General features: G+C 67.2%; 25 protein-coding genes. 10 read left to right on the top strand and 15 right to left on the bottom strand.

What is annotated here, in order from left to right:
- Positions 1–24: 24 nt before the first annotated feature.
- Positions 25–900, top strand: coding sequence for a sulfite exporter TauE/SafE family protein (locus IPI67_30910; protein MBK7584585.1), 876 nt, complete (start codon positions 25–27; stop codon positions 898–900).
- Positions 901–915: 15 nt separating this feature from the next.
- Here IPI67_30910 and ttcA read toward each other — a convergent pair whose 3' ends face one another.
- The 3 genes from ttcA to IPI67_30895 are packed head-to-tail and all read right to left on the bottom strand — an operon-like array spanning position 916 to position 2,427.
- Positions 916–1,788: a tRNA 2-thiocytidine(32) synthetase TtcA gene (gene ttcA / locus IPI67_30905; GenBank protein MBK7584584.1), complete on the bottom strand. Its 873-nt coding sequence runs from the start codon at positions 1,786–1,788 to the stop codon at positions 916–918.
- Positions 1,776–2,081 (bottom strand): hypothetical protein, encoded by a 306-nt coding sequence (locus tag IPI67_30900; GenBank protein ID MBK7584583.1) that lies wholly within the window; start codon positions 2,079–2,081, stop codon positions 1,776–1,778. The genes ttcA and IPI67_30900 overlap by 13 nt, the downstream gene beginning before the upstream one ends.
- Before the next feature lie 40 nt (positions 2,082–2,121).
- Positions 2,122–2,427, bottom strand: a complete 306-nt coding sequence (locus tag IPI67_30895) for a hypothetical protein (GenBank protein ID MBK7584582.1) — start codon at positions 2,425–2,427, stop codon at positions 2,122–2,124.
- 239 nt (positions 2,428–2,666) lie between these two features.
- Between IPI67_30895 and IPI67_30890 the strand changes: the two genes are divergently transcribed.
- Together IPI67_30890 and IPI67_30885 are read left to right on the top strand one after the other, a co-directional pair.
- Positions 2,667–3,287, top strand: coding sequence for a tetratricopeptide repeat protein (locus tag IPI67_30890; protein MBK7584581.1), 621 nt, complete (start codon positions 2,667–2,669; stop codon positions 3,285–3,287).
- A 68-nt stretch (positions 3,288–3,355) separates the two neighbouring features.
- The gene (locus tag IPI67_30885; protein ID MBK7584580.1) at positions 3,356–4,699 is read left to right on the top strand and encodes a thioredoxin family protein; all 1,344 of its coding nucleotides are present in this window, start codon (positions 3,356–3,358) and stop codon (positions 4,697–4,699) included.
- Positions 4,700–4,792: 93 nt separating this feature from the next.
- Here IPI67_30885 and IPI67_30880 read toward each other — a convergent pair whose 3' ends face one another.
- The 8 genes from IPI67_30880 to IPI67_30845 all read right to left on the bottom strand — a co-directional run bounded on the left by IPI67_30880 (position 4,793) and on the right by IPI67_30845 (position 12,027).
- Entirely contained in the window at positions 4,793–5,725 is a 933-nt protein-coding gene (locus tag IPI67_30880) for a hypothetical protein (protein MBK7584579.1), read from the bottom strand.
- The gene (locus IPI67_30875; protein ID MBK7584578.1) at positions 5,716–7,656 is read right to left on the bottom strand and encodes a hypothetical protein; all 1,941 of its coding nucleotides are present in this window, start codon (positions 7,654–7,656) and stop codon (positions 5,716–5,718) included. Before IPI67_30875 ends, IPI67_30880 begins: the two co-directional genes overlap by 10 nt.
- A gap of 116 nt (positions 7,657–7,772) precedes the next feature.
- The gene (locus tag IPI67_30870) at positions 7,773–8,435 is read right to left on the bottom strand and encodes a ComF family protein (protein ID MBK7584577.1); all 663 of its coding nucleotides are present in this window, start codon (positions 8,433–8,435) and stop codon (positions 7,773–7,775) included.
- A 249-nt stretch (positions 8,436–8,684) separates the two neighbouring features.
- Positions 8,685–9,146: a hypothetical protein gene (locus IPI67_30865; protein ID MBK7584576.1), complete on the bottom strand. Its 462-nt coding sequence runs from the start codon at positions 9,144–9,146 to the stop codon at positions 8,685–8,687.
- 71 nt (positions 9,147–9,217) lie between these two features.
- A complete protein-coding gene (locus tag IPI67_30860; GenBank protein ID MBK7584575.1) occupies positions 9,218–9,616 on the bottom strand; it encodes a (deoxy)nucleoside triphosphate pyrophosphohydrolase in 399 nt (132 codons plus the stop codon).
- Positions 9,617–9,632: 16 nt separating this feature from the next.
- Positions 9,633–10,700, bottom strand: coding sequence for an FHA domain-containing protein (locus IPI67_30855; GenBank protein MBK7584574.1), 1,068 nt, complete (start codon positions 10,698–10,700; stop codon positions 9,633–9,635).
- 145 nt (positions 10,701–10,845) lie between these two features.
- Positions 10,846–11,451 (bottom strand): Holliday junction branch migration protein RuvA, encoded by a 606-nt coding sequence (gene ruvA / locus IPI67_30850; protein MBK7584573.1) that lies wholly within the window; start codon positions 11,449–11,451, stop codon positions 10,846–10,848.
- Between the two features lie 9 nt (positions 11,452–11,460).
- Positions 11,461–12,027 (bottom strand): hypothetical protein, encoded by a 567-nt coding sequence (locus IPI67_30845; protein ID MBK7584572.1) that lies wholly within the window; start codon positions 12,025–12,027, stop codon positions 11,461–11,463.
- A gap of 89 nt (positions 12,028–12,116) precedes the next feature.
- Here IPI67_30845 and IPI67_30840 point away from each other — a divergent pair, with 89 nt between their 5' ends.
- The gene (locus IPI67_30840) at positions 12,117–12,362 is read left to right on the top strand and encodes a hypothetical protein (GenBank protein MBK7584571.1); all 246 of its coding nucleotides are present in this window, start codon (positions 12,117–12,119) and stop codon (positions 12,360–12,362) included.
- Between the two features lie 44 nt (positions 12,363–12,406).
- On the opposite strand, the gene IPI67_30835 is transcribed toward IPI67_30840, so the two are convergent.
- A complete protein-coding gene (locus tag IPI67_30835; protein MBK7584570.1) occupies positions 12,407–13,261 on the bottom strand; it encodes a hypothetical protein in 855 nt (284 codons plus the stop codon).
- 168 nt (positions 13,262–13,429) lie between these two features.
- Between IPI67_30835 and IPI67_30830 the strand changes: the two genes are divergently transcribed.
- From IPI67_30830 to IPI67_30810, 5 genes are read left to right on the top strand one after another with little or no spacing between them, the layout of a single operon-like run.
- Positions 13,430–15,097, top strand: a complete 1,668-nt coding sequence (locus IPI67_30830; GenBank protein MBK7584569.1) for a PEGA domain-containing protein — start codon at positions 13,430–13,432, stop codon at positions 15,095–15,097.
- On the top strand, positions 15,097–16,413 hold the full coding sequence (locus IPI67_30825) for an FG-GAP repeat protein (GenBank protein ID MBK7584568.1): 1,317 nt from the start codon (positions 15,097–15,099) through the stop codon (positions 16,411–16,413). The genes IPI67_30830 and IPI67_30825 overlap by 1 nt, the downstream gene beginning before the upstream one ends.
- Positions 16,414–16,434: 21 nt before the next feature.
- Positions 16,435–17,868, top strand: coding sequence for a sigma-54-dependent Fis family transcriptional regulator (locus IPI67_30820; protein MBK7584567.1), 1,434 nt, complete (start codon positions 16,435–16,437; stop codon positions 17,866–17,868).
- The gene (locus IPI67_30815; protein MBK7584566.1) at positions 17,865–19,097 is read left to right on the top strand and encodes a formylglycine-generating enzyme family protein; all 1,233 of its coding nucleotides are present in this window, start codon (positions 17,865–17,867) and stop codon (positions 19,095–19,097) included. The genes IPI67_30820 and IPI67_30815 overlap by 4 nt, the downstream gene beginning before the upstream one ends.
- Complete coding sequence (locus IPI67_30810) at positions 19,094–19,558, top strand: hypothetical protein (protein ID MBK7584565.1); 465 nt, start codon at positions 19,094–19,096, stop codon at positions 19,556–19,558. Before IPI67_30815 ends, IPI67_30810 begins: the two co-directional genes overlap by 4 nt.
- Positions 19,559–19,567: 9 nt before the next feature.
- Here IPI67_30810 and IPI67_30805 read toward each other — a convergent pair whose 3' ends face one another.
- Positions 19,568–20,059, bottom strand: coding sequence for a hypothetical protein (locus IPI67_30805; GenBank protein MBK7584564.1), 492 nt, complete (start codon positions 20,057–20,059; stop codon positions 19,568–19,570).
- On the opposite strand from IPI67_30805, the gene IPI67_30800 reads away from it, so the two are divergent.
- Entirely contained in the window at positions 20,058–21,245 is a 1,188-nt protein-coding gene (locus IPI67_30800; GenBank protein MBK7584563.1) for a hypothetical protein, read from the top strand. The genes IPI67_30805 and IPI67_30800 overlap by 2 nt on opposite strands.
- Before the next feature lie 35 nt (positions 21,246–21,280).
- On the opposite strand, the gene IPI67_30795 is transcribed toward IPI67_30800, so the two are convergent.
- Positions 21,281–21,805 carry a hypothetical protein gene (locus tag IPI67_30795; GenBank protein MBK7584562.1) on the bottom strand — a complete coding sequence of 175 codons (525 nt, stop codon included), beginning with the start codon at positions 21,803–21,805 and terminating at the stop codon, positions 21,281–21,283.
- A 14-nt stretch (positions 21,806–21,819) separates the two neighbouring features.
- A complete protein-coding gene (locus IPI67_30790; GenBank protein MBK7584561.1) occupies positions 21,820–22,383 on the bottom strand; it encodes a hypothetical protein in 564 nt (187 codons plus the stop codon).
- Positions 22,384–22,446 lie beyond the last annotated feature (63 nt).

Genomic DNA, 22,446 nt, shown 5'->3' with positions numbered 1-22,446 from the left:
GTACCGCCCGTCGGAGACCAACGCGTGCTTCTTGTCAGCGTCTTTCTAGCAATATTCGTGGGCATTGCCCTCGGGCTCCTGGGCGGCGGCGGCTCGATCCTCACGCTGCCCATCCTGCGCTACGTGCTCGACATCGAAGCCCACCAAGCGGTGGCAATGTCGCTGCTGGTGGTCGGCACCACGAGTCTCGCGGCTCTGATCCCCCACGCGCGCAGCGGCCGGATCCGCTGGCGCATTGCGTTCTTCTTTGGTGTGGCCGGCATGGCCGGCGCGTTTCTGGCTGGGCGCGTGGCCAAGTTCGTGCCCTCCGGGCCGCTGCTCGCGCTGTTTGCGCTGGTGATGCTCACGACGGCGGTGGCGATGCTGCGCGGTCCGAACCGGGTGCGCGCGGTGACCGTAGCGAGTCGGCCCGTGGCCAAGATCTTGGCAGAGGGTTTCGCCGTCGGCGTCGTGACCGGCCTCGTGGGGGCGGGCGGAGGATTTCTGGTGGTGCCAGCCCTGGTGCTGCTCGGCGGTCTCGCCATGGATGAAGCGGTCGGTACGTCGCTGGTCGTCATCAGCATGAAGTCGTTCGCGGGCTTGGCTGGATTTTTGGGCCACACGACGATTGACTGGACCGTGGCGGCCTGGGTCACCGCGGCGGCGGTGGTTGGTAGCGTCGTCGGCGGCGCTCTCGTTGGGCGCGTTCGGCCCTCGCTCCTGCGCGAGAGCTTCGGCTGGCTCGTGGTCGCCATGGCGCTCTTCATCGCGACTCGCGAGGTGCCACGAATGCTCGGCTCCGAGTTGTCCGCGCTCGCTGCGCTCGCCCTCGCGCTCCTGGGTTCGTCGATGGCGCTCCTGGTCACCAAGATTCTTCAACGTGGCGGCGCGCGTCAGCGCGAGCGCTCGAGCACGGTTTGAGCTTTGAAGGACCCGTCAGTCGGGTTCGAGCTCGAACCCCGCGCCCGCGCTCTCGAGCATGGGTAGAGCCCGCGCGTGCGCCGGTCGTGGCGCCTTCTGCACTTTGGGTCGAATATCGCTCGGGCGGGCGTGCCAGGCGCGGACGAGCTCGGAGTCCATCAGATGGGTCGGGCTGACGTTACCCAGCGCGTTCAGCATGACCGCGCGCAGGTGCGGGTTCTCGCGCTCCAGCTCGGTGAGAAGCGCCCCCATCTTCTCCCGCTTGAGGCCCGGCTGTGAGCCACACAAATTGCACGGGAGGATGGGAAAACGCCGCTCGGCGGCGTGTTCGATGATGTCCGCCTCGGTGCACTCGACCAGCGGCCGCACCACCTCGAAGCGGCCGTCGTCCGTGCGGTACTTGGGTGGCAGCGTCTGCAACTTCCCCGCGTAGAAGAGGTTCAGAAGAAACGTCTCGAGGGCGTCTTCGCGATGATGACCGAGGGCGATCTTGTTGCAGCCCAGGCGCTCCGCAGCCGAATACAGGATGCCGCGTCGCAGGCGCGAGCACAGCGAACAGTAAGTGTCGGTCGGCCCGAGTTTGTCCGTGACGATGGAGTAGGTGTCTTCACGCAAGATCTCGAACGGGAGCCCTGTGGATTCGAGGAACGCCACCAGTGTTCGTCCGTCGTACCCGGGTTGGACCTGGTCGAGGTGCACCGCCACGAGCTCGAGCTGGGGCGCTCCTCGACGCCACGTGTCGAGCAGGTCGAGCAGGGTGAGGCTGTCCTTCCCGCCACTCACGGCGACCAAGACCTTGTCGCCGTCCGCGAACAGCTCATGGTGGCGGATCGTGCGCCTCATCTGACGCTCGAGGCGGGCCGTGTGGGGACTCTTCACAATAGGCATCTTTCGACCTCATCGACACTTCCGGCCTGCATGGCGCATTCGAACTGACTACGCGAGACCTTGTTTGGGCAGCGGGCAAACTCCGGTGAGCCCGCCGCTCGCCCGAACGCACTCAGTTTGAGTCGATCGACCTCGTCGTCCGTGACACCGCGGTGCTCCTGTCGCACGAGCAGCTCGGTGTAGTGCCCAAGGAGCTGCTTGCACTCATCGGGATTCAGTGGTTTTCCGCAAGCGACGAGCGGACAAACGAGCGCCCAAGCCAGCGCGTGGAAAGCCAGGTCCTGGGTCTTCAATGGATCAATCGGCGAACGTACCGCTCCGTGTACTCGAGCCTCAGTCGAAGCACTCTTCGACGACCTGCTTGCTGCTCTTTGCGCTGCGGACGCAGGCCATCGCTCTTTCGGTCAAGCGGCGCCCGACGCACTCCTTGAGCATCGAGTCTCGCACGCTCTTTTTCGTGGCGACGACCTCTTCCTCGACGCTCACCTTGTCGGCTCCGTTCTTCTTTTCGAGCTCGAGGCGGGCCACGCGCTCGACGATCTCTTCGCACTCCGCCTCGCTGGCCGGGTGCCCACAGCCCGTGACGAGAACGCACGCCAGGAGGCAAGCCAGACAGGCGGGGGGCAGTCGGGTCGGCATCGGGCTTTTTGCTTATCGCGACCTGGCCTCTTTTCAAAGCCGGGTCAGAAATCTGGACGAGTGTGCAGGTCTTGCTAGGCTTGAGCCAGATGTCACGAACGCGCGTGGCCGCGGAACAAGCCGTGAGCCCGGAGCTTTTGCTCCGCAAGGCCACGCTCGCGCGGACTTCGGGGCTCCGCGCCAAGTATGCCCGCCGCGCGCTCGATCACGGAGGTCGGATCAACCGCACCACCCGCGCGATGCTCTTCCGGCAGCTGTATCTGTCCCAGATGGAAGCTCGGCGCTTCGACGAGGCGCTGGAGGTGGCGCAGCAGATCATCGCGCTCGACGTGATGCCCGACGTCGCGCGTCAGGATGCGGCTCGGGCGTGTCTCGGACTTGGCGATTTGGACGGGGCGGTTGCCCACCTGAGACTGGCCAGTCGAGTCAGCCCGCCGTCACGCCGGGCGTTTCACCTTTGGACCCTGGGCAGCGTGCTGTTCTTGTCTGGCCGCTATCGAGACGCCATGGGGGCGCTGTCCCGCGCATTGCGTTGGGGGACGACGGATCGGCCGCTGTACCAGGCGCAATTTGCGCTCGCGCGCCTGGCAGCGGGTGAGCCCAGCGCGCCCGAGGAAGTGAAGCTGCTCCGGGATCGGCTCGCCGATGCACCGTGTGGGCAGGGTTACGGTCAGTTCGTCCTGGGAGAGCTGGCGTTCCACGATCAGGACTACGAGGCCGCCCGGCAGTATCTGCGGGGTTTCGTCCGACGGTCGACCGGGGGCAGGGTGGCCCTGGCCGTCGCCCTGACCGGGGAGATCAGCCGCGCGCGCCGGCTTCTGGCCCGGATCCCCAGGAAAAAATCCCAATCTTCTGGCTGAGCACGCCCGAGCGATCGGCGGGCTCCACAGTCAGCGATCCGCGCACTACACTACGCAGACTTCCGACGATGCCGCGCCTTCGCTGGACTCCTTTCTCCCTGACGCTCCTCGCAATGCTGGCCTGGTCGCTCGCGGCCCAGGCCGCTGACAACGCGTGTGTCGTGGCTGGCGCACAGGCTGCCGGTGGAGGTGACGCGTTCACGCGCGCGCTGGCCAAGGGCCCCGGATATGCCGCGCTCGCCGCGCTCGTGGGCGGGCTGTTGGTGAGCTTGACCCCATGTGTGTATCCGATGGTGGCGGTGACGGTCAGTGTGTTTGGTGCGCGGGAGGCCAAGAGCCGCGCTCAGGGCGTGGCGCTGTCCTTGGCATTCGTGCTCGGGATCGTCGCGATGTTCGTGCCGCTGGGCGTGGTGGCCGGTCTCACCGGCGGCATCTTCGGCGCCGTGCTCCAGAGCAAGTGGGTAATTGTCGGCATCAGCGCGCTGTTCTTGGCGATGGCGGCCAGCATGTTCGGTGCCTTCGAGTTCACGTTGCCCTCGGCGCTCACCAACAAACTGGCGACCGTTGGAGGAATTGGGCTCAAAGGTGCGTTCGTTCTCGGCATCGCGTGTGGCGTGATCGCTGCGCCGTGCACCGGCCCGGTGCTCACCGGCATCCTCACCTGGATCGCCAAGACCCAGAGCGCTGCCCTCGGCGCCGGTGCGATGGCGGCATTTGCCCTCGGGCTCGGCGCGCCGTTCTTTCTGGTTGGAGCATTTGCCGTGCAATTGCCCAAGAGCGGCCGCTGGATGGTGCACGTCAAGTCGCTGCTCGGCATCGTGCTGATGGTGGTCGCGTTTTGGTTCCTGGCGACAGTGTTCCCGGCAATCGGGAAGCTCGTGCTGCCGACCACGACGTTCCTGGTCGTCGCGGCGGTGGCAGTGCTGCTCGGCATCGTGCTCGGGGCCGTGCACCGTTCGTTCGAGGAACCCGGCGCGGGCGTCAAGGCGCGAAAGGCCATCGGCATTGCACTGGCAAGCGTCGGTGCGTTTGCGTTCGTTGCTGGCGCGGCAAAGCCGTCTCGCACGTTGGCGTGGGAGAAGATCAGCGTGGCGGAAGCCAAGTCGAAGGCGCTCACCGAGAATCGCCCGCTGCTCCTGGATTTCACCGCGGCGTGGTGTGGTGCGTGCAAGGAGCTCGACAAACACACCTTCAGCGAAGCGAGTGTAGCGGCCGAGGCAGGGCGCTTCGTTGCCGTGAAGGTCGATGCCACCGACGACGAGGATCCACGAGTCGCCGCGACGCTCAAGGAACACAAGGTCGTCGGCCTGCCGACGGTCCTAGTCTACGACTCTCGAGGCGGTGAGGCGGTGCGCTGCACGGACTTCGTGTCTGCGCAGCCGTTCCTCGATGCCATCAAGTCGGTGAACTAGCCTCCCTCTCGCAGCAGTGTTTCCGCTGCGCGGAAGCGCACAAAGTCGAGACTGGACGCCCGGCGCGCGAGGCCGGGCGCGGTCAATTCGCGCTCAGGGCTCGAAGTCGCCGGGCGGCTTGGGCGGGGGGTTGTCCGCCGGGGGTTTGTCCGCCGGGGGTTTGTCCGCCTTCTTGTCGCCCTTCTTGTCGCCCTTCTTGTCGCCCTTCTTGTCGCCCTTCTTGTCGGGCTCGGGCTCGGGCGGCGGCGGCTCCTCGGGCGGCGGCGGCGGCTGGTCGAATTGGCCAGTGTCGGTCTGCGCGGCGTCGGCCACCTTCTTGGCGACCGTCTTGGCGGCCTCTCCGACCTCGTCAGCCCGCGCCTGCATCAGCGGGATGAGCTTCTTTGCGTCGTCGAGGTTCTTCCGCACCTCGGACTTCTTCTTCGGGCCCCCGATGCGGAAGGCGTTGTCGACGTTCGCCTCGAGCGCGAGGATCTGTCCGCTCAGCTGCTCCAGCAGCTTCTTCGCCTTCTTCATCCGCACGTGGAGCTTCGCCGCGCTCTTGGCGGCGCTCTCCATCGCGTTGACCAGGCCCTTGTCGTCGCCCTCGAGCTCCTTGCCCTTGACGGACATGGTCGCGCTCGCGTCGTCGTCGCCGTCGAGCCCCTTGACCTCTAGCTTGAGGCCCGTGCCGGCCGTCGCGAGCGCTTCGGTGCGCTTGCCGAGCTTCTTGCCGAGCAAAGTTGCCGAGATGCTCTCGTCGAACTTGGCTTTCTGGGCGAGGTCCGCGCGGATTTGTTTCTCCGTCGCCGGTGCCTTCGCGAGGTCGACCTGAAGGTCGTAGATGTTGGAGAAGACCTCGTCGAAGGTCGCGTCTCCGCTCTGATACTTCTGCCCCTGAGACACGGCCGACGGGCCCGGGCTGCCGAGTATCGAGCAGGCGTTCTGGCTCAGCACGACGGTGGTTGCCGCGGCTGGGACAACGATGGTGCTCAAGCCGAGGGTGAAGGTGCGGGTAAAGCTTCGGACTTTTGTGATCACGGACATGAAAGCGTTGCTCCCCAGAGCTCGTGGGTATTGCCCCTTCGGACCAAGAATAACGAGAGGGCCTTTTCTCCCTGGACCATTACTACGCCTTGGCCTGCGTTGGCTTCCTCTGCAGACAGGTTGATCGGATCTCCTACCGGAACCAAGTCAAAACCCAGGGTTTGAATCCTGACCTGCCGGCGCCCTGCGGCCCCTTCGGTCCACTGGAGCAACCAGCGGTCGTTGGGGAGGCCCTCGATGGCGGGGGAAATTGCGTCCGCGCCCAGGCCGCCGGGGGGGGTGGCGAAGCTCTGGGCACTCGTGGGGGTGGAGCCCGGTGGGGCGGTGCCGACCTGCAGCGTCCAGTACGAGTCGTCGGTCGGGCGCCCGGCGAAGGCCACGATCACCCCACGGTCGCTGGCTGCGATGGCCGGCGTGCCGACCTGAGGTTTCGAGCCCACCTCGGTGAGAGCCGATTTCTTGTCGCCCATTTCGTCGATCAGCCCGACGAGCACGGCTCCACCCTGGCCGCCGCGTCGGACCGTGACCGCGTACCCGCCGCTGACGAGCGCTGCGACACGGGGATCCGTGACCTTGTCACTCGGGCTGGGCCAAATCGTGGTGGGGTCGCCGGCGCCTTGGCGTTTGGCTAGTCCCTGGTCGGTCCAGCCGAGGATCAACCTGGAGCGCGAGTCCAGCGAACGGGGTGAGCGAAATCCGCTCTCCTCTTCGTCGATCGTGAAGGTCAGGTTGCCGCCTCGTGCCAGCGGGACGACTGCGGCGATGTCGTGCGCGGTCTTCTGCCGGAACGGACGCTCGACTGCCAAGCTGGAGGGGTCGATCGTGATGCCCTCCGCTTCGCGCCCCGATGACGCATAACCCACCGCGAACTTGGAACCACTCGAGAGCGCGGCGGTCACCGGTGCGATCGAGGGCATGATGGCGGGGGCAAGCCGGGCGGCGGGTTTGTCGAGCTTGCAGGGGACGATTCGCGTCTTGTCGCCGCCTCCGGCTGGTGCGGAGCTGGTAGCGGACGCCCTGGGAGCGGCGACGTCCTTGGAGCCCCGCAGGACCACGAACAGCACGGCGATGCCGACGACGGCGAGGAGCCCTGCGAGCCCCAGCACCGCGACCCAAACCAGGGGGCTCTTTGCTGGCGCTCGGTACACCGCGGTGGCGGGCGGCCCGGGCGAGTAGGCGCTCTCCTTCATCCGCGCGGGCGCTCTTGCGCCAGCGCGCACCTCCGCGTCGAGATCTTCGCTCCAGGACGGCAGCGGCTTGCTCTCGGGCGAGGCCAGCGGCGCCAACGCAGCCTGCGGGTTGGTTGGTGCTTCTACCGACACGGGCGCCGGCTCCTCGCTGGGCGGCATCATCTGGATCTGCGGGCTCGGTGGCGCCTGCATGATTGCTTCGGGGAGCGCCTGTTCGTTGAACGCCGGCGGCGGTGTGGGCACGCCGCGTGGGGGTGGCGGTACGGCTCCCGGCGGCCTCAGAGTGGCGGTCGCGGTGCCAAGCGCACTTTCGACCAGAGTAGGCTGCGCAGGGCGTGGCGCCGGCGGCGGCGGCGGCGGCGTAGGTGCCACGTTCATGCGTCCCGTTGGCGGCGCGGTCGGGACGCGCGCTCCAGCCTTGGGGCGTTTGCCCAGGAGCTTCGCCGCTGCTTCTCGCGTCTGGTACGCCTGGTACCGATCGACGGGTGGCGGTGGAGGATCGTTTCGCAACGGATCGTTGCCGGGAGCCACAGCGGCCTCGAGCTTGTCCTTCGGGAGAGTGTTGGCGAGCTCCGCGACCTGGCAGGCCGGAAGCCACTGGGTCCAGTGCGCCCGCCAGACGAGCGTGTAGTGGGGCAGCGTGCCGGTCGAGAGGGAGGATAACAACTCCCACTCGTCGACGATGCTCACCACGCCGTCGGCGTCGGCCCAGTGCCAGCTCTCGGCCTCGTCCTCGCTCACTGGCAGCGGTTTCCCATTTTCCGAGTGCGCCAGCAATTCCGTAGCGCCACCTCGCTGCTTCGAACGCCAATTTCATCGCTGGGCGCCCGGATCTGCGCTCGGTGCCTGCCGCAGAGTCAGCTTGGGTTCGCGGACTCCGACCTCGTGCCAACTGCGGCAATGCACGCCACGGCGACGACCTCGGCCCCGGCCGCGCGCAGCACGTGGATGCACTCTCGCGCGGTCGATCCAGTCGTCAGCACGTCATCGACCAGCACAACCGCTCGGGCACGCAAGAGGATCCGAGGATTGGCGGCGAACGCGCCGAGAAGGTTCTGGCGGCGTTCGGGGCCGGAGAGGCGCGCTTGCTGAGCCGTTTCCCGGGTGCGATGCAGCGCGCGCGCCGTCGAAGCCCGGTTACATCGCCCGGCGAGCACACGCGCGAGCAATACCGCCTGATCGTAGCCCCGCTCCGCGAGTCGCGAGCGATGCAGCGGGATGGGCACGAAGAGCGTGTCGGGGTCGCGGGCACTGGCGTTCAAGCTGTCGCTTGCAAGCAAGCCGCCGAGCGCCCCGGCAAAGTCCGGCCTGTCTTCGTACTTGTAGCGCCCGATTGCCCGATCGAGTGGCGCTTGGTAGGCGGCGCCCGCGAGCACCGGTACCGCTTCGATCTCGCGCTCGGCCGCGGGTTGGAGCTGCGCCCGGCAGCCGGCGCACACTCCGCGCCACCGGGGCGCCTCGCAGATCGGGCACTCACGCGGGGCGAGCACGTCGAGGAACGAGGCGACCGCGAGCTTCATGCGCTGCACGCGCGGCCCATCGGCGACTCCCGCGCCCGAGTTGCCGGTTGGGGCTAGACTCGACCCGAGCAGTCTTGCGATCAGACCGCGATCGTCATGGGCGGCGAAATCGCTGAGCGAAAGCGCACGAGTCGAGGCTAGAGGGCGCTCAAAAAGCGCCGGTGATCCCGAGCCACGCGCCGCGCATCGGACCGGCCGGCGTCGGCGGTGCCGAACGGAGGTCGTCGATCCGAGTGCGGCCGGCGAGGGTCATGGCCAGCCCGCCGCCGAAACACAGCGCACCCGCGGCGTACATCGGGACGAGCACCGCCGTCTTGTCCAGCTTGCTCGGCGCCCTGCCACCCGAAATGAGGATTGCCGTCGCACCCGCCACCCCAAGATCCCGACCGCCATCAGCAGTGTGCCGGTCGTGCCGAGGCCTTCAGAGCCCGTCTTGACCTTGAGTCGCCGGGGATCGCCGCGCATTTCGAGGAGCATGGCCTCGTTGCCGATGTCCACTCCTTCGACCTCGATGCGAAAAGTGCCCGGAGGGAGCTCGAAAGCCAGCGGAGTCTTGCCGAGCTTGATGAACGCACTGTCGGCCGGCGCCTCGACCGCGGTCGGGGACATGCGCGCAACGAACACGTTCACGGCCAGACCCTCCGACGTGACCTCGACGGTTGCTCCCGGGCCGAAGGGCGCAGCGCGGGTCGGCGTTGCCGCAGCCGTCACGGGAACACCGGGACCCTGAGCGAACGACGGCAGCGCAACGCTGAACGACAGGCCGAAGCTGAGCAGCGCCCTCAGCCGAGGCCGAGCAGCTTGTTCATCGAGAGCTCGTCCGCCGGAGTGAAAGGGTACTGGTCGAACGCGCTGCTCGTTACCCACTTGAACGAGTGTACGTTGAGCTCCTTGGGTTCGCCAGACGCGATGCGGCACTCGTAGAGGTAGAGGTCCACCGTGTAGTGCTCGTAGGGGTGGCTCACGAAGCTGATGAGCTGACCAGGCTGCACGTCGACTCCCAGTCGGTGCTTGACCTCGCGTCGCAGCGCGTCGGCGTCGGTCTCGCCGTCCTCGACACGGCCGCCCGGAAACTCCCAGAGCAACGGCAGCACGGCGCTCGGCCTGCGCTGCGTGATCAGATAGTTGCCGTCCCGCTCGATTACCGCCGCCACGACACGGATCGTGCGCGGCGCGGACATCGGCCGCTCATTCTGCTCAGAAGTCGACACGGAAGAGTTGCTGCCCCATCAGCAAGACGTCGCCACGCTGAACCTGCTGTTCTTGGCCAAGACGCACGAAGGTACCGTTAGAGCTGCCCACGTCGGTGAGGTACATCTTGCCGTCGGCGCCGCGCGCGACGCGGCAGTGCAGGCCCGAGACGTAGCCGTCTTCGGAGAACAGGATGTCTCCGCGCTCGCGACCCAGGTGTACGCCGCGCTCGGGGATCGGGAAGGCGTTGCCCGACGTGTCGCGTCCGATGACCAACGACAGCCGCCCAATGTAGCCTTTTGCGGGGCTTCCGAAGCGTTCCACACCGTCCGGCGAGGAGGTCGCGGGTTTCAGCTCTTCGAGCCGCACGATCTCCTGTCCGATTCGGAAGATGTCGTTGTACTCGAGGGCCCACGGCTCGTTCGGCTTCACCTTGAGGTACACGCCGTTCAAGCTGTTTTCGTCCTTCACGAAGAGCTGATTGTTGCGCCGCGTGAAGGTCGCGTGCCGCGGTGAGAGGTAGCTGTCACCGGCGAAGATGGAGCCGGTGTCGCGTCCGACGGAAACGGTCGGAGCGTCGGGGAGGTTGTACGTACCGGCCTCCGTGCCGTCCGCTCGGAGCGCGGTGAAAATCACACTGGGCCCAGCGCCGCCTCCGGCCGCCGCGGGCGCGACGGGCGCAGGTGCGGGGACGGAGCCGCTGAGTGCACCCACGTTGTAACCACAGGATGCGCAGAAGCGGTTGTTCGGCGGGTTCTTGTGGCCGCACTGCGGGCAGGTGACGATGGGGCCTGCCGCGGCGGCAGTCGGCGCGGGTGCGGGCGAAGCGCTGGGGCTGGGGACCGATTGCGGCCGTGGAATTGCCGCTGGCGCAGGGGCCGGAGCGGGCGCGGGCGCCGGAGCGGGCGCGGGCGCCGGCGTGGCAACCCGCGGCGGTTGCGCCGCGACGCCGTGCGGCGGTGTCTGCGGAGAGAACGGCTTCGGCGCAACACCGCGCGGAAGCTCCGCACCACAACCGAGGCAGAACTTGTAGTGGTCCTGATTTTCCTTGCTGCACTTCGGACAGGTGATCACTGAGAGCTCCCCGGGGCGCTCGCGACGCAATCTTCTGCGCCGCGTTTTTCCTGGTAACTGCGCGATTATCCACGCCCATCGATGGGGGTCAAGGACCGTGCTCCCGGGAGCGCTGTCGGGGCTTCACCCCGTGGAAATTGGGCGATCAGGGGGTCAAATGGGCCAGGGCCTCCCGCAGCAAGTCTGCCAGCGGCTCCCGCCCGACCCGCTCGGCGAGCGCTCGGATGGCGCGCTCTGCTTCTCCTGGTCGGTACCCCATGTTGGTCAGTGCGGTCTGGAGGCGCCGCGCGTCCTCGTTCGAGGTTGCGGGGCGCGCGGGGTCCCCGGCCTTTGCCAGGCCGAGCTTCGGGAGTTTCTCGCGAAGCTCGAGCACCAGCCGTTCGGCCGTCTTCTTGCCAATCCCTGGGACGCGCGTGAGCCGCGCCACGTCTTCGGCCTCGACCGCCGACGAGAGCTCGTCGACCGGCAGTGCGCTGAGCACCCCCAGGGCGGTCTTGGGTCCAACGTTCGGGACGCCAATCAGGAGTCGGAAGACACGGCGCTCGTCCTCGCTCGCGAAGCCATAAAGATCGAAGGCGTCCTCGCGCACGTGACTGTGGATCCAGAGCACCACCTGATCGGGCCCTTTGCCCTGGGCACGTCCCCGGGCACCGATCGGCGTGCTGACCTCGTAACCGACGCCCCCAACGTCGACCAAGAGCTCACCGCTCGCGTCATCGAGCACGACAGTCCCGGCTAACCGACCGATCATCTTCTTCCGTCAATTGTTCTGCGCGCCCTGAGCGATCCAGCGCCGCACGAGGTCGCGATCTTCCTCGCACAACACGCCTCCCGACTGTGGCATGCGGTCGCCACACTTGGCTCCGGACTTTGATTTTGGCTGGGGTGTGCAGGTGAGGCCTGCCGTATTCTGACAGCCATCCATCTTGAGCATCAGAAAGCTGTGCTCGGGGTCGGACGGCTCGACCAGCTTGATTTCCGGCGCGGTCTGAGACGCCACGCCGGAGATCCCGTCGATGATCTTCTGGAACAGGCCGGCGTCCACCACGGTGGTCGTGTCACTGAGCTTGGGACCGAGATAGAGCTTGGCTGCGCTCTTGGTCGCCGATCCGTGGCACACACTGGACAGCCCGCAAGAGCGCCGGAAGACCGGCATCACCTCGGTCTCGAAGCTCACGCTGGGCGTGGTCAGATCGATGCTGGCGTAGTCGATGGGACACGTCGGGCTCTTGCACTTTGGCTCCGTGGCGTCGTCGTCGCCACACGACGCGGCCGCAACCAGGATGACCGGCGCAACCACCGACCACACACTCCGAACCCAACGCATCCCACTCACTCGCGCGAAACCTAGACCAAGGTGTGGGGCCGGGCCACCCGGACCTATGCGGACGCGGTGAGCCGTGCTACGGACGCGCCGTGCGTTGGACCGTTGTTTGCTGCCTGGTGCCGCTTTTTGTCGCGCTTTGCCCAGCGTGTGGCGGTTCGTCCAGCGAGACTCCGTTTCCCCTGGAGCCCGATCTCTCGCACCTCGACGCCGGGCCGCCCGACACCGTTCGTTACATCGTCTACCAGGGCAAGGGCGCCAAGCCGACAGCTCCGGAAGAGTCCGAGCCCACCGAAGATTCGGGAGAGGCACCCCGGCCGGCGCCGCCTGCTCACTGACTCCGAGCCGCGGGCGATTCCGCCCCGGCTTCGGTCGGCGAAAATCAGAAGCTGCCGCTCAATGCGAGACCGGTGAAACCCCGGCCGACGACCGGAGAGACCTGGGGCAACGGGCGCTTTGTCGCTGCCAGCGCTGTCGTCGGCGCACTTCCGGAAGGCTTCGACAAGAAGTACCAAACGAGACCGCCTGCAGTGACGGCGATGCCTCCGACCGTGACGACGCCCCAGAGGTTCTGACGTTTGCGCGCGTCGTTGCCTTCTTCCGCCAGGGACTGAGGGCATTTGCGACCCGGTCCACACTTGTCCTCCACGTCGCTGACATCGCCAGCGGCCTTGAGGTAAAGCAAGCCACCCACGATCGTGATGACACCACCCGCGCCCGCGACGATGAGCGGAGTCAGAGACTTCTTCCCTCCACCATCCGTCTCCGGCGCTGACCCCACGGGTCCGTCGGTTTTGGGTTCGGTGGGTCCGCCGCCCGCCGCGGGCCCGGGCGTTGCCGCCTCCTTGGCGAGCTTGTCGTTCAGCCCCTCGATCCGGCGCGCGATCTGATCGCGCTGCGGTGAGCTGGGTTGGCGCGCGAGGTAGGCCTCCAGCGAGACGACGGCGTGTCGCTTCTGGTTGTTGAGCTCGTACGCGCGCGCCAGATTCAGGAGCAGCGCGTGCGCGGTACAGTCCCGCCGATAGGCGTCCTCCCAGTACGAGATGGCGCGGTTGTAGTCGCCCTCCTCGAAGGAACCCTGACCGGCTTGGAACGCACCCTTGGCCCCGGCGACGTCACCCTCGGTCGGGGTCTTCTCGCACGGCGGAATCGGGGTCGGCTCGGACTCGGCGCCGGCGGCGACTGGGGCCAGCAATGAAATGGCGGCGGCGAGCAGGAGTGGACGGGACGCGTGCATGGGGGAGCAGGCCTACGAATTGACCTGTCGGATAGCATAGTGGCACCTAGGGCAAGACCTCAATCTTCGTGAGCAACGGCAGACGCCCGTCAGCTTTCTCCGCGGCCTTCCCACGACCCGGCTTGTGCCGCGCCCGCATTCGGGGTCAAGTTTGCGCCCGTGGGAAGGGTGAAACTGAGACTCTTGGGCTGGGGAAGCGGCGTCCTGACGGTGCTGGCACTGCTCGTGCCTGCCCCGGAGGGTGCCCGGGCGCAGGCTGGGAAGGCGCTCTCGGCGCGCAAGCTGGACCTGATCCGCGAGCGTCTGGAGAAGGGGCAAGCGCTGTTCGTTGCCAAGGACTACGCGGGTGCCGCCAAGGTGTTCGAGGCAGGGTACTCCGAGCAGCCTTATGCGGCGTTTCTGTTCAACGCCGGCGTCTGTTACCAGAAGCTGGGGGACGTCGATCACGCGCTGGAGAAGTTTCGCGGCTACCTGAGCATCGACCCCAACGCTCCGGACGCCGACAAGGTGAAGGCGCGCATTGCTCAGCTAGAAGCGGCGAAGGGGATCCCGCCGACGCCGCCTCCTGACACGGATGGCGGGCTCGAGGACGGAGGCGAAGAAGGCGGCGCCGACGCGGCGGTCACCCCGCCCGTCGTACCTGGACCGCTCGACTCCGACACGGCGGACTCGATGAAGTCGTTGGCGCTGATCGAGACCGAGCCAGCTGGAGCTCCCATCAAGCTCTACACTCGGACTCGGGATTCGGCGCCGCCTTATCGACTTGGCGGCCAGAACCCGGACTGGCGCGAAGTGACCAAGGCTCAGTCGCCCGCCAACCTCACCCTCGAGGTCGGCACGTACCACGTCGTGGTCGAGCCCTATCTCGACTTCAAATCCTGCGACGCAGAGGTCGAGGTCAAGCGAGCAAAGTTCTTCCACTTCCGCGCGAACCTCTCGCAGGGCGAGTTCATGAGCTTCTTGCGGGTATCGGCCAACGTGATCGGGGCCTATGCCTTCATCGACGACGATCGCCGTGCCCGCTCACCGTGGGGCACGACACCTCACGGCGAGCTGGTCGCGAGCGGGGACCACATGCTGCTGGTGGAGGCGCCGGGCTTCGAGCCGTTTCACAAGCCGATTCGCTTGGGCCGCGGCGAGCAAAAGGAGCTGGAGGTCACGCTGGCGCGGGTCAGCTACGGCTACCTGCGCATCGATGGCAACGCGCCGGAGCTGAAGATACAGGTCGATGAAAAAGCCGCCGGCGTCTGGCGCGCCGGAGAGGTGCCTCTCGCGGTGAAGGCCGACGCCGGGCAGCACAAGATCACGATCAACGCCAGCGGCTACAAGACCTACGAAGAGGTCGTCACCGTGCCCCACGGCCAGATCCTGCCGCTGCGCGCCGACATGATCCAGAAGTACCCGCGCGGTGCGGCCTGGACGCAGTCCATCATCGGCGCGGTATTCCTGGGCGCCGGTGTGTACCTGGGTCTGCAGTCGAACTCCCTGCACAACGAGCTGGAGGCGGACCGCAAGAACGGTGTGCTCGAGCAGGACGACGAACGCATCACGCGCGGGCGCATCTTTGCCATCGGCGCGGACGCAGGGTTCGTCATCGGCGGCGTGCTGGCTGGGTTTGCCACCTACAACTTCATCAAGGATCCGCTGCCTAACTCCAAGGCGGTTCAGGGCAAGCTCCTCGAGTTCAACGACCCGCGCAAACAGCGACCCACTGCCTCTCTGCGCAATCCGGTTCGGGTGGCGCTGCCGGCGCCGAAACCTCGGCGACCGGAACCCAAGTTCTCGTTCGGCGTTGCACCCGGCCCGCAGGGGCTGAGTCTCGGAGGGCGGTTCTGATGGCACGCATCACCTCATCGCTGGTCGCGGGTGTGCTCGGCTTTGGCGTCGTGGCCTGTTCGTGGACCCGCTTCGACGACGTGCAGGAGGACGCGCCGGTCCTCTTGCTGAACAAACCCGACAACGTCGGATATGGCTTCGGCTCGACCGTGGCGGCGGGCGAAGTCGACGGATTCTACCGGGTGTTCGTCGGCGCATCGCCTGGCCGCACTGGAGGGGCGGAGTTCGAGCTGGGTCCCAAGCAAGGTGCGAGCACGGACGCTGCGCGCAGCGGCCATTGTGAAGTCGGTTGTACCCTGGCCAAGACCGCTGCCTCGATGCAACGCGCTGATCTGGACGGGCTGCCACGCACACTCTGCGTCGCCGAAGGCCTCGGAACCGCCGACGGCTCCAAGGCGCTCGGCGTACAGATCCAGTGCGACGCGGGTGACAGCGCTTTTCTCAGCGCGAACGCCCTGCCCGCCGGGGTGGTCGTGGACGAACCCGGCAAACAACTCTCACTCGTTGCCGAGGATGGCGACTTTCCGATCTTGATGGCCGGCGCGACGGGCCTGAACGGCGCCCCCGGCAAGGCGTGGTTCTATGCGTCGAGCTCACAGACACCCGTCGAGCTCGACGCCGGCGTCAGCGTCGGAGAGACCTACGGCGCCGCGCTGGTGGTGGTGAAGGTGAAGGGCGCAGCCTGGCTGGCGGTCGGCGAGCCCGGAGCCGGAAGGGTGTTCTTGTTCGACGACCAAGGCACACTCGCCGGTTGCCTCTTTCCCCCCGGAGCGAACACCCAGTTCGGGCGCACGCTCGCCGCAGGGCGCATCGACGGCGACTCGGATGAAGAGCTGATCGTCGCGGATGGCCAGAAAGCCCATGTCCTTTCGGGCGCGGTGCTCGCAGCCAACTCGAAATCCGCGTGCGCCGACCTGCCCGCGGGCGCCGAGATCGTCGCGCTCGCTTGTCGCACCACCGCCGATCTCGACGGCTGCGGCGGCAGTGACTTTGGCGCCGCGCTCGCCGTGGCCGACCTGGACCACGACGGGGACGGCGAGGTCCTGGTTGGTGCGCCCGGCATGGACGTGCGGGATGATGCGTCGGACGGCGGCGCCGTCTTTGTGTTCGATGTCGAGCCAGAGCATCCGGACTGGGTGGCCGAGACTCGCTTCATCTCCAGCGCGGAGGCCGGCGACAAACTGGGCACGGCCATCGGCGTCGTCCACCAACCGGACCGGGACGTGTTCGTGGCCGGCGCCCCCGGCAACGGCAAGGCAGCCCTGTTTTTCTGCTCGAAGCTGCGCAAATCGAACAAAGGTGCGCACTGCGACTGAAACCAGGCTGAGGTCACTTCGATGATGTTGCCCGAGCGCAAACAAGTCCTGGTCGTCGACGACGAGCCGAACCTGCGCCGCGTGCTGACCGCGCAGCTGGAGCGCGACGGCTACGACGTGCACACAGCCGAAGATGGGGAGCAAGCACTGGCACACCTGGCCGAGCACCACATCGACCTGGTGATCACCGATCTTCGCATGCCAAAGATGGATGGCATGGAGCTTCTGCGTCGCGCGGTCGCGCTCGACAGCGAGTTGCCCGTCGTGATGATCACGGCCCACGGCACCGTTGACAACGCCGTCGAGGCGCTGAAGACGGGCGCCTTCGACTACATCACCAAGCCGTTCGATCAGTCCGAAGTCAGGGCCATCGTCCGCAAGGCGCTGCGCACGCGCGATCTGTCCTCGACGGAGGCTTCGCACAGTCCGGAGGCAAGGCCGCCGGCCGACGCCCGCTACGGGATCATCGGCCAGAGTACGGCAATTCAGGAGCTCTACGCGGTGCTCGAGCGCGTGGCCGACACACCGACGACGGTGCTCGTCAGCGGCGAGAGCGGGACCGGCAAGGAGCTGGTCGCGCGGGCGTTGCACGAGAACTCGTCGAGGCGCGACAAACCCTTCATCAAGGTGAACTGCGCGGCGATCCCGCGTGACCTGATGGAGAGTGAGCTGTTCGGGTACGAGCGGGGCGCGTTCACCGGCGCCGTGGGCAGCAAGCCCGGGCGCTTCGAGCTGGCCAGCGGTGGCACGCTGTTCCTCGACGAGATCGGGACCATCCCCGTCGAAATGCAGGTCAAGCTGCTGAGAGCGTTGCAGGAGCACGAGTTCGAGCGCGTCGGCGGGATCAAGACCATCCGGGTGGACGTGCGGCTCGTCGCCGCCACCAACAGCGATCTGAAGAAGGACATCGCCGCCGGAACCTTCCGCGAGGACCTCTATTATCGCTTGAACGTGGTTGCGATTCGGCTGCCGGCGCTCCGCGAGCGACGTGGGGACATTCCGCTGCTCGTCTCGCACTTCGTCGAGAAGTTCAACTCTCGCCTGAAGAAGTCGGTGAAGGGCCTGGAGCCCGAGGCGGAGCAAATGCTGGTCGGGCATGGCTGGGCCGGCAACATTCGCGAGCTCGAGAACATGGTCGAACGCGCCGTGCTGTTCTGCGACCGCGCGCGAATTTCCATCGCGGACCTGCCACCGGAGGTTCAGCGCGGTGAGCCGGTGCGCGGCCCCAGCTCATCCGAACCTCCCGCGACGACCGAGGGCATGTCGGACGGGTTGAAGGAGCAGGTCAAGGCGGCCATGAGCCGGCTCGAGCGCGAGCTGATCCTGAAGGCGCTCGATCAGACGACCGGCAACGTGACCCACGCGGCTCGCCTCTTGAAGATTTCGCGCAAGGGCCTGCAGCTCAAGATGAAGGAGCTTGGGCTGCGCGAAAAGGACGAGCGCGGCGAGCCATGAATGGCGCGTTCGCTCCGAGCGAACGCAGCCTCGCCGGCAGGCCAAGCAAGAGCCGGTGCGTCCTGATTGCGGTGATCTTGCTGGGCTCCGTCGGCCTTGCCGGTTGCAAGTCGAAGGCTCCGGGCGGCGCGGCCGACGCCGCGAGCGCGCCGAGCGGCTCCCTCGGGCCCCCGGTCGCCCCGCCGGCCCCGATGCGCGGCATGCTCTGGATCCCGGGTGGAGCGCTCATCGCAGGGACCGCACCGGACGCCTACCCGCGCCTCGCCGACCAGGAAATGCTCGGAGAACAGCTGATCTTGCACGGTTTCTACATCGACGTGTTTCCGTTCCCGAACGAAGAGGGTGCGATCCCGCTCACCGCGGCGAGTCAGCCGGACGCAGCTGCGCACTGCGAAGAGAAGGGCAAACGACTCTGCAGTGAGCTGGAGTGGGAGCGCGCGTGCAAGGGACCAACCAATACCACTTACGAGTACGGGAACGTCTACCGCGCGGAGCGCTGTGGGACGGGGGCTTCGTCCGCGATGCGGCCGACGGGTTTTTTGGCCGGCTGTCGCAGTGAGTTCGGCGTCCGCGACATGCACGGCGGGGTGTGGGAGTGGACGGACAGTCCCTGGGGTCGTGGCTCGGACCGCGCGTTGATCGCGCTCCGCGGTGGGAACGCCGCGCAAGGTGAGCTGGTCGGGCGTTGTGCGAATGCCATTGGACGCTCTGCCGACACGAAGGCTGCGAACATCGGCTTCCGCTGCTGTGCCGGTCCACGGAACGACGACGAGGTCGCGCTCGAGGTCGCGCGTGGTGAGAAGCTGGACGCCCGAGCGTCCATGAACAAGGAGCTCGCGAGTGCGGCTCTCGCGTTGCTCCCCGAAGAAGCCAAGACCGACCTCGGCGGCCAGAAGGGCTTCCACTTCGAGCGCGAGTGGGTCTGGCGCCCGATCGGCAACGAAGAGATCCACGTGCTCAGCGGCTGTTCGGGCCTGGCGGTGAAACCGGCTTGTGGCATCCTGCTCGTGCGGGCGACGCTGACCGCGCCTCAGGTGCTCGCCTGGGTGTCGAGTGGGTATTGGGCCCCCATGCTCTACATGGACAACGATCCCAGGGATCTCTGGCTGTTCGGTGGGGACGAGCTGGGGCAGTTCCGGCGCCAGGTCGGGTACGTGTGGGGACACGTGAGCGTCGGGCCGAAGGAGCGCAAGGTGCCGCGACCGAAGAAGAAGAAGAAGAAGCCATGAGCGCCGGCGTGGTGCACTTCATTGGGATCGTTGGCAGCGCCCTCGCGGCGCTGTTGCTCGTGCTGGCAAGATTCGGCAAACCCACGCTCTGGCGCGCCCTCGGGGCGGGCGTTAGCCTCATGGTACCCGCCTTCGGTGCGTCGGCGGGGCTGCACCGCTGCGACGCGGGCGCCCCGTTGAGCCAGTGGTTGGTCCCGGGCCTGGCAGTGTTCCTCGTGGTCCTGTTCGTCGAGCCTCGACCGCTACGCTTCGCCGCCGCGGGCTCATTCACGCTCCTGTGTGTCGGGCTCTCGTTTCACTACGCAGAGGCAGTGCACGGTTCGAGCTGGATTGGCAATCCCGACTCCTTCACGCTGGAGGGTGAGCGCGCCGAGGTCAGGTGGCACACACCGGTCACGGGATTGTACGGGCGCGTCGCCGACCCGAGCCGACGCCGCCTGCCTGCTGACGCCGCGCCGTGATCACGCCCATCAGGGCTCCGAGCACAGGCCCTCGATGCGCGCCGTCAGCACTTTGTCCCGGCGCACGAAGTTCCCCATCTCCCGGCGCACGCGCGCTGCGGCGATCGGATCGGGTTTGTCCAGCGCTTGGGCCAGAGTGCGCAACGACCTGGCCGTCTCTTGGCACGACTGAGCGTACTCCTTGAGTGTTCGGCCGAGGGCGTCGTCCGTCTTCGCGAAGCCGTCGATGTCCCGAGCCAGGCGCTCATAGCGCTCTGCCAGATCCGAATAGGTGGCAGAGGTCGCGGCGCCGGCGTCGTGCGTCGCGGAGATCTGGTCGAGCGCGCCGTTCACGTGTCTGGCCAGGCGCCGACACTCCCCGACCCGACGAAAATAACCGCACCCGCCGAGCAGCGTCAGCGCAAGGAGCGCAACGGCAGGGCCGCGAGCGAGCATTTCGTCGAAGTACTCGCAACAACCGCGGCTGTCATCCTCGGACTGTTTGTTATGCTCAGCGCTCATGCTCAGATCGCGGTCGCTGGCTTGGATTTTTGCCCTGGGCGTGGCGTCCGTGGCGCTCGGATGTGACGAGCGTTCACCGCCTTCGGAGCCGCCGACGCGCCCCGGTCTGCCGGAGCGGCCGGCGGCGCCTGCGGGCGACGCGGCGCCCGGCGAGGCAACGGCCGCGGGCGACGTCGATGCGGGAGCGGAGGCGAAGCGACTCGTGGCGGAGCTCAGACGCTCCAAGCTCGAAGTGGCACCCCGGCGCGTGCCGACGCAGAAGCTCGCCTTCGGCAAGGACCGACTCGCTCAGCTCACGGAGACCGAGCTCGTGCTGCGCGGGCTCGACGATCTGAAAGTGCTCACGCGCCTCCCGGTCCGGGACCCCCGTCGGGCCGCAACGCTCTCGGATGGCAGTGTGCTGGTTGCCGGAGTCAGCGACCTCTGGCGTGTGCCGAGAGATCCGAAGAAGGCCGAGCACTATTCGCGCCTCCCGCTTTTCCCCGACTCACTCTTGCTCGGCGACCGGCGGGCCAAGAACAAACTCTGGGTCCACCACGGCATCGACCCCACGCTCTATCCGTACGAGCTCAGCGCCGACGGACGGCTCGAGACGCTCGACTTCATCGAGCTGGAACGCGCGGACCAGAAGGCGTTCGCGCTGCTCAAGGACGGGTCTTACGTGTACACCGCCGGGCCGAAGCTCGAGCGCTTCTTTCCGGGCGGCAAGCGCTGGTCGTTGGACCTACCGTCGGGCAGTGACGTGTGGCGGATCCTGACGACGCGGCGCCTGGACGAGATCTGGTTGGCGCAGACCGACGGGAGGCTGATGCTGACCCAGCTGAGCACGACCCGGCTGGTCGTGAAGAAGACCTTGGAGCTGCCGGGGACCTTCGATCTGGCCACCAACGACACGGAAATCGCGCTGCTCCGCCTCGAGACCCGAGCGCAGGTCGACGGCGCGGCCGCCGACTCGGGTTTGGCTCCGCGCACGTGGCGGCTCTTGGTGCTGGACGGGAGCGGCAAGGAGCGCATGAGCAGCGAGCTGCCGCTCGACCCCGCCACCGCCGAGGACGACTGGGTACGCGAGATCACCAAGAACCGCGGCGTCGTGCTGTCTCCATCGGGTTCGCTGGTTGCCGTGGGTGGACCGACCTGGCTCGCGGTGTGGAGCTACAGCACGCAAAAACAGCTGCTCGCGCCCTGACCCGCATTGGATTTTCGACACATCTCGGCTTTGGCTCATTCGGGTGAGCGCAGCCAGTTGCTCAACTGAAGTGTGGGCACGGCGTCGGCGGACTCGCGCAGCCGCAGGCGCGCGCGCGCATTTTGCCAGAGCCAGGTGCCTCCGCCGGCTTCGCTCTCTTTGCCATACAGGCCACGCAGCGTGGCCAGCAGCCTCGCGCGGACCTTTGCGCTGGCGTCTCTGGAAGCGGGCAGCTCCACGACACACTCGATGCGCGACAGTGTTGCGGCGATTGCGAACTCGAGGCTGCAGCTGGCCCGTTCATCGAACACCGAGGTGCGTGTGCGATACGTCGGTGTCTCACCCGAGGACTCGCCGGATGGAACCAGGTTCGGAAGTGCGCCGCGCACATCGGAGAGTCTGCTCCCGAGCTTGGCGCCCGCGATCCCCAAGGGAACGTTCGTTGGGTCCGGCGCTCGCGCCCGTTGCAGCAGCAGCCCGAGCAGCATCAGCGTCGCGATCAGCCCCGCGCCGAGCGCCAGCTTTCTCGATGCGCGTGGCTCCGCGCGGCTCTCGCTCACCGAAACCTCGCGGGTCAACTCTCCGCCTGCGCGAAGAAATCGCGGACGTGTGGCCGGGTCATCACGATCAATTCCAGGACGGGCAAGACAAGGGCAAACAGACCCCCGAACAGGCCGCCCACCACGCCGCCGATGGCGCCGCCGCGCTCCGCGGCCGTGCCGCCCTGCCCGAGCTGCCAGAGAGCGGGATACAGGAACAGGACGGAGACGAGCTGTCCGAGCACCATCAGCGCGACCGAGATGCCTGCGTGCCAGAGCGTGAGGCTCCGACCCCAGCGGCGCCCGCGCACCACTCCGACGCCTGCGGCAATCAGCAAGATCGCAGCGAGGGTACCAAGCGCCAGCGACGCGTACATCCAGGCCCCGAGGAAGCCTTCCCAGAGCAGCTCTTGTACGCGGAGCGAACCCGGATCGCGGGCGACGAAGCGAGTGATCAGCGTGAGTGGCGCGGCTGACAGACCGAACACTCCCAGAGCACACTGTGCGATCCCGAGCAGGCGGAGGCCGGAGCTCGGGGCCTCACGCGGCAGCGGCACCGGCGGCGGCGTGGGCGGCGGATGAAAACGCTCCGAATCCACTCAGGCAGGATAACCAAATAGTGCGCGTCGGGGGACGGCTCGGAAGCGATGGGGCGTGGGCTT

The organism is Myxococcales bacterium, assembly GCA_016706225.1.
Classification (GTDB): domain Bacteria; phylum Myxococcota_A; class Polyangia; order Polyangiales; family Polyangiaceae; genus JADJKB01.
The sequence above is the reverse complement of the archived record's forward strand: the minus strand, read 5'-3'. Positions and strand labels throughout refer to the sequence as shown.

Excerpts from the sequence above, each read along its gene's own strand:
- ttcA (MBK7584584.1), bottom strand. The coding sequence starts at position 1,788 with ATGCCTATTGTGAAGAGTCCCCACACGGCCCGCCTCGAGCGTCAGATG.
- IPI67_30895 (MBK7584582.1), bottom strand. The coding sequence starts at position 2,427 with ATGCCGACCCGACTGCCCCCCGCCTGTCTGGCTTGCCTCCTGGCGTGC.
- IPI67_30890 (MBK7584581.1), top strand. The coding sequence starts at position 2,667 with ATGCTCTTCCGGCAGCTGTATCTGTCCCAGATGGAAGCTCGGCGCTTC.
- IPI67_30885 (MBK7584580.1), top strand. The coding sequence starts at position 3,356 with ATGCCGCGCCTTCGCTGGACTCCTTTCTCCCTGACGCTCCTCGCAATG.
- IPI67_30880 (MBK7584579.1), bottom strand. The coding sequence starts at position 5,725 with ATGTCCGTGATCACAAAAGTCCGAAGCTTTACCCGCACCTTCACCCTC.
- IPI67_30870 (MBK7584577.1), bottom strand. The coding sequence starts at position 8,435 with ATGAAGCTCGCGGTCGCCTCGTTCCTCGACGTGCTCGCCCCGCGTGAG.
- IPI67_30860 (MBK7584575.1), bottom strand. The coding sequence starts at position 9,616 with ATGTCCGCGCCGCGCACGATCCGTGTCGTGGCGGCGGTAATCGAGCGG.
- ruvA (MBK7584573.1), bottom strand. The coding sequence starts at position 11,451 with ATGATCGGTCGGTTAGCCGGGACTGTCGTGCTCGATGACGCGAGCGGT.
- IPI67_30845 (MBK7584572.1), bottom strand. The coding sequence starts at position 12,027 with ATGCGTTGGGTTCGGAGTGTGTGGTCGGTGGTTGCGCCGGTCATCCTG.
- IPI67_30835 (MBK7584570.1), bottom strand. The coding sequence starts at position 13,261 with ATGCACGCGTCCCGTCCACTCCTGCTCGCCGCCGCCATTTCATTGCTG.
- IPI67_30825 (MBK7584568.1), top strand. The coding sequence starts at position 15,097 with ATGGCACGCATCACCTCATCGCTGGTCGCGGGTGTGCTCGGCTTTGGC.
- IPI67_30820 (MBK7584567.1), top strand. The coding sequence starts at position 16,435 with ATGATGTTGCCCGAGCGCAAACAAGTCCTGGTCGTCGACGACGAGCCG.
- IPI67_30815 (MBK7584566.1), top strand. The coding sequence starts at position 17,865 with ATGAATGGCGCGTTCGCTCCGAGCGAACGCAGCCTCGCCGGCAGGCCA.
- IPI67_30810 (MBK7584565.1), top strand. The coding sequence starts at position 19,094 with ATGAGCGCCGGCGTGGTGCACTTCATTGGGATCGTTGGCAGCGCCCTC.
- IPI67_30800 (MBK7584563.1), top strand. The coding sequence starts at position 20,058 with ATGCTCAGATCGCGGTCGCTGGCTTGGATTTTTGCCCTGGGCGTGGCG.
- IPI67_30805 (MBK7584564.1), bottom strand. The coding sequence starts at position 20,059 with ATGAGCGCTGAGCATAACAAACAGTCCGAGGATGACAGCCGCGGTTGT.